An 11,135-nucleotide genomic window follows, 5' to 3' on the forward strand; every position below is an offset into this window, starting at 1 on the left:
TGCAATCTGACTGCATAACCATTGTTTACCGGCTACGGGTGATGTTCAGCCACAAAAATATCCCCCAGAAAGTCAAAATTTTGATCCCGCTCTGGCAAGCAGACAGCAAACAGGATTAGTATTTATGAAACGCTGTTTCACTCATGCATTACAAACCCGAGGTTATGATGATCACAGGAAACATCCACGCACTGCATCTCGTCCCTTATCTGCCCGCTGAGCTGCGCGAGGCCATTGAATACGTTAAACAACACATCACGCCGGACACCCCGTTGGGTAAACACGATATCCGCGGCAACGACGTTTTTGTGCTGGTTTCCAATGATTCCACTGCGCCACAGGCTGAACGCCGTGCCGAGTTCCACGCACGTAATCTGGATATCCAGATTATCCTCAACGGCACCGAAGGCATGACGTTCAGCAACTTACCGGCAGGGTATGTCGATACCGACTGGCTGGAAGAGAAAGACATCGCGTTCCTGGCTGCCGGTGAGCAGGAAAAAACCATGATCATGCAGACCGGCGATTTCGTGGTGTTTTATCCGGGCGAAGTGCATAAACCGCTGTGCGCCGTCGGCGAACCGGCCAATGTGCGTAAAGCCGTGGTGAAAATGAACGTCAGCGCATTGTCCGCTTAATGCTTATTGTGTAGCGCTTTGTGCGCTTGATCAGCTTCATCCGCCAGCGACGCAGCCTGCCGAGACGTTCCGGCGCTTTGAGTTTGTGTTTGATCCACACCACCTGCCACGGCTGGAGACGCATCTGGCCGTTAAATACTTCTCCGCTAATCAGATCCTTCCCTTCGACCGCCAGCTTCAGCATCTGCGAATGATCGCTGATATTGAATATGCAGCTGATCCGGTCTTCGGTTTTCGGATCATAGCGTTCCATCGCAAACAGCGATTTGCCCAGATCAAACACGCGCTGGCCAGCCTGCGGTGAAAATGCCGGGTGCTCGCGGCGGTGCCTGATGAGTGCCTGTAATCCGTAAAAAATGCGGGCGCGCAAGCCGTCTTTTTTTTCCAGTTCAGCTTCAATATCCATCAGATCCAGCTTTTTACGGTTGATGCGGCGGTTGATCCCGGACTGATGCATGCCGTCGAGATCGTTCTCGCTGCCCAGCAGGCTGTGAATATAAATCGCCGGGACGCCGATAAACGACAATAACAGCGCCTGTGCCGCCAGAAACTTGCGGGCTTTCATCTCGGTATTATCTTCCGGTTCGGTCAGCGCGCTCAGGTAATTAATGTTCAGTTCGTAAGGCGAATGGGTGCCGTCGCCGTTGTCTTTATAGGACACGCGGCCTTCCTTGCGCAGCGTTTCCTGCGCCATGTATTTACGTTCGTCATCGGTCAGGAAGGTTTCGGTCGGACGTAAACCGATGCCGTCGTGGCTGGCAAGAAAGTTGAAATAGGTGGTGTCAGGGTAACGGGCTTCCGCATTCAGGCTTTGCGCCCATTGGGTGAGCGTGGTGGTGTCCTGACGTAAAAAAGCGTGCAAGGTCAGCGGTGGCAGCGGGAACTGATACACCATGTGTGCCTCGTCACCTTCGCCGAAATAACTGATATTTTCGTGATGCGGAACGTTGGTTTCAGTGATGATCCGCGTGCCGGGGATCACTTCATCGAGAATAGTGCGCCAGACTTTAATGATGTTATGCGCCTGTGGCATGTGAATGCAGCGCGTCCCGGCTTCTTTCCAGATATAGCCAATCGCATCAAGGCGGATCGACTGTCCGCCGCTGGCGGCGTATTGCAACAGCACATCAATGCTTTCCAGCAAGACCTGAGGATTCTTGAAATTAATATCGATCTGATCTTCACTGAACGTCGTCCACAGATACAGTTCGGTGCCGTCGGTTTTGATAAATGGCGAGAGCAGCGGCGAAGCGCGCGGGCGCACGACGCGGCTGTAATCCAGCTCGGGATTAGCGGCAATAAAGTAATCTTTGTAATACGGATCGTCATGCAGATAGCCTTTCATCCATTCGCTTGAGCGGGAAATATGGTTGATCACGCAATCAAACATCAGGTTGAAATTGGCCGAAAGGTGATGAATATCTGACCAGCCACCAAGATGTTCATCGATCCGCCGGTAGTCAATGACGCTGAAGCCGTCGTCTGAACTGTACGGATACATCGGCAGAATATGGATGTCGCTGATAATGTCGCGCAGATAAGTGTTAGCGAAATGATTGAGCGTCGCCAGCGGCGGTTGCTCGCCGTGACGGATATTATCGCCATAAGTAATCAGATAAATATTGGTACCATCCACCCAGCGGGTGGTGCGGTGTTTGCCGTAATTCCATTTGTCGGCGAGATGCAGGATTTTTTTCAGCAGGTCGGCGATGTGTTCCCGGGGGTAAATCCTGCTTAACAGGCTTTCCAGCCGCAGAACATACTCAAGATTGACTGAGCTCATATCGGTTCCTTCTTCTGCATTTTTGTTTTTTTGACCAAAGCGCTTTAAAAAGGTTAGCTGAAAATGCAGTCTTCTGGCGGGAACGGGCGGGATAAAGTGCAAAACGATGTAAAGATTGCAGCGTGCAGGAAGTGTATCCTTACTGCACGCCCGGGGGAAATCAGTCGTTACCGAGGGTGGCAACCATCACCGCTTTGATGGTATGCAGACGGTTTTCAGCCTGATCAAATACTACGCTGTGGCTGGATTCAAAGACTTCATCGGTGACTTCCATGCCGCCGTGCAGGCCATACTCTTCCGCCATTTGTTTGCCCAGCGTGGTCTGGTCGTCATGGAAGGCTGGCAGACAGTGCAGGAATTTCACCTGCGGATTGCCGGTCAGCGCCAGCATCGCGCTGTTGACCTGATAAGGGCGTAGCAAATTAATACGCTCTTTCCAGACTTCTTTCGGCTCGCCCATGGAAACCCACACGTCGGTATACAGGAAATCAGCCTCTTTCACGCCGGTCGCAATATCTTCGGTCAGGGTAATGCTGCCGCCATTTTCTTTCGCCAGGTGCTCACAGGTGGCGACCAGTTCTGCTTCCGGCCAGCAGGCCGACGGTGCGACAAGGCGCAAATCCAGACCGCATAATGCGGCGGCTTCCAGCAGCGAATTGCCCATATTGTTACGGGTGTCGCCCAGATAGGCCAGACGCATGCCTTTCAGTGGCTGGCCCGGCAGGTGTTCCTGCATGGTCAGCAGGTCAGCCAGCAACTGCGTCGGGTGGAATTCGTTGGTTAAGCCATTCCACACGGGGACACCGGCATATTGCGCCAGAATTTCCACTTTATCCTGACCGTAACCGCGATACTGAATACCGTCGTACATGCGGCCAAGGACGCGGGCAGTATCTTTCATCGATTCTTTGTGGCCGATCTGGCTGCCGCTTGGGCCGAGATAGGTGACTTTCGCCCCCTGATCGTATGCGGCAACTTCGAAAGAGCATCGGGTGCGGGTTGAGTCTTTTTCGAAGATGAGCGCGATGTTTTTGCCTTGCAGGCGGGCTTTTTCGGTGCCGTTTTTCTTAGCCGCTTTTAATTCTGCGGAGAGTTTCAGCAGTGACGAAATCTCTGACGGGGTAAAATCCAGTAACCTGAGAAAATGACGTTTACTCAACAAACTCATGATGTCGCTCCATAGCGCGTAAGCATTTCGGATTGAATTTAAATTCAATTTAACTGGATGAATATGCAAATACAACCCCGCAGCAAAAACTTTGTCGTTTATAGTGGAGACGCGCCCTGCGGTGTGTGAAAATAGCGTACAAACGTCACATTGATTGAGGACAGAGATATGGCAAACCGTGAATTGCTGGAAGAACAACGTGAAGAGACTCGCTTAATCATCGAAGAACTGCTGGATGATGGCAGTGATCCTGACGCGCTTTACACTATCGAACACCACTTATCTTCAGAGAAGTTTGAAGTTCTGGAGAAAGCAGCAGTTGAAGCATTCAAACTGGGTTATGAAGTCACTGACGCTGAAGAACTGGAAGTGGAAGATGGTTCAACCGTGATGTGCTGCGACGTGATCAGTGAAATCGCGCTGAAAGCGGAGTTGATCGACATCCAGGTTGAGCAACTGATGAATCTGGCCGAGGCCAACGGCGTCAACTATGACGGCTGGGGCACTTACTTCGAAGGCGATGACGACGAAGAAGGTGAAGAAGGCGAAGACGAAGATTTCATTGATGAAGATGATGACGGAAAACGTCATTAATCTGAATGCCTCCCCCTTCGCAGGGGGAGGCGTTAATTAAAGCACGTCCCCGTTACTCTCAATCACTTTCTGATACCAGCCGAAACTCTCCTTTTTCGAGCGTGCCATTGTGCCGCTGCCATCATCGTTTTTATCGACGTGAATGAAGCCATAACGTTTGCTGTACTGCCCGGTGGTAAACGACACGCAGTCGATGCAGCCCCACGGCGTATAACCCATCAGATCCACGCCGTCTTCCAGCACGGCTTTTTTCATCTGTGCGATGTGTGCTTTCAGATACGCAATGCGGTAATCATCGTGAATGACGCCGTCATCACCCGCTTTGTCGATCGCACCAAAGCCATTCTCGACAATAAACAGCGGCTTCTGATAACGCTCGTACAAAATATTCAGGGTGTAACGTAGCCCGACGGGATCAATCTGCCAGCCCCAGTCAGACGCTTTCACATGCGGATTCGGCACGCTGCCCGCAAAACCTGACAAGCCATTATCATCACTCGGATTGTGCGCTGAAATCGCGTTGCTCATGTAATAGCTCAGGCCGATGTAATCCGCACAGCCATCGCGAAGTGCCTGTAAATCGCCATCTTCCATTTTGATGTTGAAGCCGCGACGTTCCCACTCTTTCAGCGCATACGCCGGGTAATAACCGCGCATATGGACGTCGCTGAACAGGAAGCGTTCGTGCATTGCTTCAACGGAATACATCACGTCGTCAGGATGGCAGGAGAACGGATAGAGCGGCACCATGGCGATCATGCAGCCAATCTGAAAATCAGGGTTGATGTCATGGCCAAGTTTCACCACTTTAGCGCTGGCCACGAACTGATGATGCAGCACCTGATACATCGTCTCTTCCGGATTTTCCTCCTCGGTAAATACCACGCCGGAGCAGCAATAACCGAACAGCGGATATTTCCAGTTACGCTGGTTATTGATCTCGTTGAAGGTCATCCAGTATTTCACTTTGCCTTTGTAACGCTCCATCACCACCTGGCTGAAACGCACAAAGAAATCGACGACCTGACGGTTTTTCCAGCCGCCGTATTCCTTCACCAGATGCCACGGCATTTCGAAGTGGGAGAGGGTGATCACCGGCTCAATATTGTGTTTGAGCAGCTCATCAAACATATCGTCATAAAATTGCAGACCGGCTTCGTTTGGCTGTAATTCGTCACCGTTCGGGAAGATGCGCGTCCAGGCAATCGAGGTGCGGAAGCATTTGAAACCCATTTCGGCGAACAACGCGATGTCTTCTTTGTAGTGCGAGTAGAAATCGACGGCTTCGTGGTTCGGATAGCTGTAGCCGTCAAGCACGCCGTCGGTCATCACCCGGTCAACGCCGTGCGCGCCGCCGGACAGGACGTCGCAAATGCTGATGCCTTTGCCGCCCTGGTTCCAGCCGCCTTCCACCTGATGCGCCGCTACCGCGCCGCCCCACAAGAAATCTTTCGGTAACTGATGATTCATTTGATTCTCCCTGGATACTTGATGAGGGCAGATTGCTTCTGCCCTGTAGATCGTAATGTCAGATTTAATTCATTTCAGCCTGCGCAGCCCGACGGGTTTCTGCCGGTACTTTTTGGGTCGCGGTAACATCGGGTTCATCTTTGAAACCGACCAGCCAGGTGAACAACGCACCGAGCACAAAGGCGACGCTAATGGACAACAGGAAACCGAGGAACTGTGGCATATGACCTTCTTTGAAGAACACCGGCAGTACGGCAATCCCCGGCAGGCAGTAGCTCCATGAAACTGCATTAAAGGAACCGGCAATCGCACCGCCAATCCCTCCTGCGACACAACTGCACAGGAAAGGTTTTTTCAGGCGCAGCGCCACACCATAAATAGCGGGTTCAGTGATACCGAACAGGCCGGTGACGCCCGCAGACAATGAGATCCCTTTCATTTCGCGGCTGCGGGTTTTCAGATACACGCCAAACATGCTGCCGGTCATCGCGAAGACGGCAGAAGCCTGCAGGCCGGTAAAAGTGTCGTAACCCAGCGTCGCGTAGTTGCCGACGGTGACCGGCGTAATGCCCCAGTGAACGCCAAGTGTGACCAGCGGCTGCCAGAATGCGCCCACCACGAAACCTGCAATGGTCGGGCTCAGGTGATAAAGGGTGTTATAAACGCCGCCAATCGCGCCACCGATCAGGTTTCCGACCGGGCCAAACACCAGCAGGGTCATCGGCACCATAATCGCGATACAGAACATCGGTGTGAACAGGTTGCGGATCACCACCGGCAGCACTTTATTGAAGAAGTGCTCGATGTAAGACATCGCCCAGACCATCAGAATGATCGGGATAACCGACGCGGTATAGCTCAGGTATTTCACCGGAATACCGAGGAAATCGAGCGTTGGTGCGGAAACCGGAATACCGACCACGTTCTGCAGGATATTCGCAATATCAGGATTACTGACCGCTTCACGCATCAGTTGCTGCATGGCCGGATCGGCGGAGTTGATCGACGTGATCTTAAAGGCCGTCAGCATATTCATGTAATCGGGGCTGATCAGCGCGCAGGCTGTAATGACTGCGGTGAAAGGATTGACGTTGAATTTTTTCGCGGCGGTGAAAGCAATCATCACCGGCAGGAAGGTAAAGGCCGTCCACGACACAAAATTAAGAATACGGTAGGTACCGCTGCTGGCGTCCATAATGCCGATGGCAGCCAGGAAGGAAATAATCCCCTGCAAAATACCGCAGGCGGCAAGCTGATAAAGGAAAGGCGTAAAGATGCTGGATATCACGTCCATGACGCGGCTGACAATACCCACATTCGGTGCAGAAACCGGTGCATTTTCGTCAATCTGGATCAGTTTCAGCACCTGCTTGTACGCGTCGCTCACGTGATTGCCGATCACTACCTGCATTTGTCCGCCGGCCTCGATAACGGTGATAACGCCTTTCACTCGTTTTAATTCTTCTTTATCGACGGCTTTATTATCTTTCAGAACAAAACGTAAACGTGTGGCGCAATGCGTGATGCTAATCACATTATTATCACCGCCAATATATTTAACAATATCCTGAGCGGTCTGAGCGTAATCAATAGCCATTGTTTATTATTCTCCTGCGGGAATACAGAGGTGAGCTTTTTTGTTTTTTTACTCGTCGGCAGGAGTGTAGCAAAAGAAAAGGTATTGTCACGATATAACAAAAATCAAATCGGGTGATTTGTTACTTATTAAAAACACCCTGTTTTTTCATTGCGCTGAGTCACGTTTTATTAACGGTAATTTCTTGCCGATGGTCTCAATAATATAAAGTACCGGGATCTGCGTGGTAATATTATATTGTCCTTCGAGGACTATTTGCGGCATGTGATAAGAGATGTTGAGGTCTGCAAGCCGCGCCAGTGTTGAGTTCTCGCTGTTAGTGAGGCTGATGATTTTGCAATTATGCTGGCTGAACTGCGTAGCAAAACGCAGTACTTCTTCCGTTTCACCCGAGACAGAAAGAATAATAGCGATAGCGTCTTTATACATATCACTGTTGATCGGGAAATAAGGATCATCAATAAAGGTACTGAATTTTCCGACATTAGAGAAAAAGCGTGCGCTGTATTTTCCTAATGAACCTGATGTCCCGACGCCGACAAATATAATACGCTGCGCATTGGCAATCTGGCGGGCGGCCTTTTCTAATAATTCATCAAATTCACTGTTATTAATACTTTTGAAATAACTGATGATCTCACTGATGCCAAACGACACCGGTGGCTTTTCTTCATGCTCTAAAAACAACTTGAAACGGATACGAAATTCGGAATAACCGTCGCAATCCATTTTCTTGCAGAAGCGCAAAACTGTCGTGGTCGAGACACCTGCGGCATCCGCCAGTTCACGAATGGTCATGTACATGACTTTATCGCCGTTTTTGACGATGTAGTTGTAGACCGTCAGTTCCAGTTCGTTTAACGCGGAAATGGCTTTATGTGTGAACATTCAGATGCCTGTTTGCAAAGCGCGAATAAAGAACGTCAACGGTGTCAGAGGTGTTTTAACATCGTCACTTCACAATCGACATGGCCGGTGTTGCCGAGGGCGCAGTCAATGTGATGGAAACCCAGACGTTCATACAGCGCAATCGCCTGGGTCAGACTGGCGGTGGTTTCCAGATAGCAGCGGGCAAAGCCCTGCTGGCGTGCATGTTCAATGGCCTGTAAGGCCAGTCGTTTTGCCAGCCCCTGACCGCGCAGTGCTGGCATAAAATACATCTTCTGCAATTCACACAGATCGTTATCTGCACCGGATAAGGGTGCGACGCCGCCACCGCCCGCGACCACCCCGTCCAGTTCTACCACCCAGTAGGCACAACGGGGCTGGCTGTAGGCTTCAAACAGGTGATCCAGATTCGGATCAGCGACGGTATAGCCTTTATCGGCGGTCAGGCCAAATTCGGCAGAAACGTGGCGGATCACGTTAGCGATGGCAGCGTTATCTTCATGGCGTATCGGGCGCACCCGCACGCTGACAGGAAGGGAGGTCGTCATGTTACTCACTCAGTTTCAATAACAGGCAAACAAACAGACCGTTTTAATACCATTTTAGGGCGTGCTGATGCAACGCCGCAGGCGTTTCCCGATGATTTTACTTATCCCAAATGCGAATTTTTTTCATTGGCAGAGGGAATAATTCGTTGCCTGAAAGGTCAGAGACATGATTAAATCTTCATCGTTACACAATGTGCTCTGCCACCTTTCTTTATTTTAAGAAGGGCGGCTTCCCATTCCTTTCAGGACGAAAGATAAAAATGTCAGATAATAATCAATATAACGATAACCTGCATCAGGTACGTTTTCATGGCAAGGGCGGAGAGTATTTCGCAATATGGCTGGTTAATGCATTATTAACCATCATCACTCTGGGGATTTATTCGGCATGGGCGACCGTTCGCCGTCGTCGTTATTTCCTCGGTAATACCGAAATTAATGGCGACCGTTTTGATTACCACGCAAAACCCGTTCAGATATTGAAAGGACGTTTGCTGGTGATTGGCGGCATTATCGTCTTTTATATTCTGGCCGCACTGCTGCCTCAGCTGGCTCTGTTGATTGCGCTGGTTTTCCTCGCGCTATTGCCCTGGGTGATTATCCGCAGCTGGCGTTATAACGCGATCATGACCAGTTACCGTGGCGTGCGTTTTAACTATCACTGCAAAACAGGCCGCGCGTACTGGACAATGTATCTGTGTCCGATTCTGTTAATGCTGGCGCTGTATATTCCGATCACTGCGGTGGTATTAATTGCCGTTCAGATGGCCAGTATCAGCGCGATTCTGATCAGCGTGGTATTAGTGGCGGTGGCATTGGTACCGGGTGTGGCAGCGGTGCAGGGTATTATCAGCGCCATGACACACGATCTGTATGTGAATAATCTCTTTTTCGGCAATACCGCTTTCCGCGCTGATCTGAAAAAAGCCGCATTTATTAAATATAGCCTGCTGGGCATTGTGTTATTCCTGCCTTTCCTGATCATCGCCCTGTGGCTGATGGGTTCCTTCTTCACTACGCTGTTACAGATGGCTTATATGGGGGGCATGTCTGAAGACATGGCGGGCATGATGCTGATGAGCAATTTATTCAGCTTCATTCTGGCCTTCATCATCATGTTTGTCGGCGCGCTGGTGGTGGCGAGCTATCAGGTGGTGGCTGTGCGCAATTACGTCTTTAACCAGACGCAAATCGGTGACCGCGTGAAACTGCGTTCATCCATGAAAACGATGTCTTATCTGGGTCTGCTGTTCACCAATGCGCTGATTGTGGTCTGCTCGCTGGGGCTCGCAACGCCTGTCGCCCATGTCCGTTCCGCCCGCTATATGGCAGCCTGCACGGCGGTGACCGGTGATTTATCCCTGCTGGAAGTTCAGGCGCATGCTGACACCGCCAACACGGCAGTGGCAGAAGAAGTGACTCAGGCGTTCGACCTTGGCGTCGGAATGTAATGCATGATCATTGAAGGCTTTTATCAGCCTCCTGGACGGGCAGCTCGCAAGGCTGCCCGCCTTTTTTTGGGCGGCGACCCGTGTCTGGCGCTGGAAACTGAAAACCTGAACCCGACTTTTTCTCTCAGCGAGATCGAGGTTTCTGATGCGCTGGGCACGATCCCGCTGTTTCTCACTTTTCCCGATGGMGGCCGTTTTGTGCCTGCCGATGACGGTGCATTTCGTCACTGGTTACGGCAGCATCGCCGGCCCGGCTGGGTATACCGCATGGAAAGCCATAAGCGCGGGGTGCTCCTCACCTTACTGGCGACCTGCCTGCTGATTTTCTTTTATATCTACGGTTTATTGCCGTGGGCCAGCAATGTGATTGCGCAGCGAATTCCCACCACTGTTGAGCAAAACCTCGGGCGTCATACGCTGACACTGCTCAGCGCCAGTGATTTCCGGGATTCGGCGTTGCCTGCCGATAAACAGAAAGCACTTCAGCAGCTTTTCCAGCAGGTGATCCCGCCGTCATTACGCACCGACCGTACGCCGGTCCGGCTGAAGCTGATGAATATTCCCGATGTGGCTAACGCTTTCATGCTGACTGACGGCACGCTGATCCTCAGCGATAAACTGGTGGCGTTTAGCCCGGGTGATGACGCGCTGGCAGGGGTAATGCTGCATGAGATGGGACATCACGCTTACCGGCATCCCATGCGCATGCTGGTGCGTTCCTCGCTGGTGTCCCTCACGCTGTTATGGATGACCGGAGATGTCAGCGGCATTGGCGATACCTTATTACAAACGGCATCGCTGGCGAATGAACTGCAATTTTCCCGCGGTATGGAGCGTGAAGCGGATAACTGGGCGATAGCAGAAATGAAGCGGGAAGGGCGCTCGCTTGAGCAAATGGCGGAAATATACAGCAGGGTATCCGCAGAATCGCAGAAGGAGAAAGCGGACGGCGTGTTACCTGACTGGCTCAGCACACATCCTGCGATGCAGTCACGTAT

General features: G+C 51.3%; 10 protein-coding genes. 4 read left to right on the forward strand and 6 right to left on the reverse strand.

What is annotated here, in order from left to right; all coding sequences use genetic code 11:
* Window positions 1-167 precede the first annotated feature (167 nt).
* On the forward strand, window positions 168-638 hold the full coding sequence (locus tag AC1DUO_RS15485; protein WP_013577164.1) for a NanQ anomerase/TabA/YiaL family protein: 471 nt from the start codon (window positions 168-170) through the stop codon (window positions 636-638).
* Here the strand turns inward: AC1DUO_RS15485 and AC1DUO_RS15490 are convergent.
* Together AC1DUO_RS15490 and argF are read right to left on the reverse strand one after the other, a co-directional pair.
* Window positions 619-2,421 carry a sugar phosphorylase gene (locus tag AC1DUO_RS15490; RefSeq protein WP_013577163.1) on the reverse strand — a complete coding sequence of 601 codons (1,803 nt, stop codon included), beginning with the start codon at window positions 2,419-2,421 and terminating at the stop codon, window positions 619-621. The genes AC1DUO_RS15485 and AC1DUO_RS15490 overlap by 20 nt on opposite strands.
* A gap of 160 nt (window positions 2,422-2,581) precedes the next feature.
* Window positions 2,582-3,589 carry an ornithine carbamoyltransferase gene (gene argF, locus AC1DUO_RS15495; RefSeq protein WP_037035102.1) on the reverse strand — a complete coding sequence of 336 codons (1,008 nt, stop codon included), beginning with the start codon at window positions 3,587-3,589 and terminating at the stop codon, window positions 2,582-2,584.
* A 168-nt stretch (window positions 3,590-3,757) separates the two neighbouring features.
* Here argF and rraB point away from each other — a divergent pair, with 168 nt between their 5' ends.
* Window positions 3,758-4,183 (forward strand): ribonuclease E inhibitor RraB, encoded by a 426-nt coding sequence (rraB, locus tag AC1DUO_RS15500; protein WP_119262127.1) that lies wholly within the window; start codon window positions 3,758-3,760, stop codon window positions 4,181-4,183.
* Between the two features lie 36 nt (window positions 4,184-4,219).
* Here rraB and AC1DUO_RS15505 read toward each other — a convergent pair whose 3' ends face one another.
* The 4 genes from AC1DUO_RS15505 to AC1DUO_RS15520 form a co-directional block, all read right to left on the reverse strand.
* Window positions 4,220-5,653 (reverse strand): 6-phospho-beta-glucosidase, encoded by a 1,434-nt coding sequence (locus tag AC1DUO_RS15505; protein ID WP_013577160.1) that lies wholly within the window; start codon window positions 5,651-5,653, stop codon window positions 4,220-4,222.
* Window positions 5,654-5,717: 64 nt separating this feature from the next.
* Window positions 5,718-7,250, reverse strand: a complete 1,533-nt coding sequence (locus tag AC1DUO_RS15510) for a PTS transporter subunit EIIC (RefSeq protein ID WP_013577159.1) — start codon at window positions 7,248-7,250, stop codon at window positions 5,718-5,720.
* A 147-nt stretch (window positions 7,251-7,397) separates the two neighbouring features.
* On the reverse strand, window positions 7,398-8,138 hold the full coding sequence (locus AC1DUO_RS15515; protein ID WP_037035108.1) for a MurR/RpiR family transcriptional regulator: 741 nt from the start codon (window positions 8,136-8,138) through the stop codon (window positions 7,398-7,400).
* A gap of 44 nt (window positions 8,139-8,182) precedes the next feature.
* Entirely contained in the window at window positions 8,183-8,686 is a 504-nt protein-coding gene (locus AC1DUO_RS15520; protein WP_112151033.1) for a GNAT family N-acetyltransferase, read from the reverse strand.
* A gap of 260 nt (window positions 8,687-8,946) precedes the next feature.
* On the opposite strand from AC1DUO_RS15520, the gene AC1DUO_RS15525 reads away from it, so the two are divergent.
* Window positions 8,947-10,137 (forward strand): YjgN family protein, encoded by a 1,191-nt coding sequence (locus AC1DUO_RS15525; RefSeq protein WP_013577156.1) that lies wholly within the window; start codon window positions 8,947-8,949, stop codon window positions 10,135-10,137.
* 3 nt (window positions 10,138-10,140) lie between these two features.
* A partial coding sequence (locus AC1DUO_RS15530; protein WP_477987879.1) for a M48 family metallopeptidase occupies window positions 10,141-11,135 on the forward strand: 995 nt, incomplete at its 3' end.

This window comes from Rahnella sp. P4_A8, from assembly GCF_056402435.1.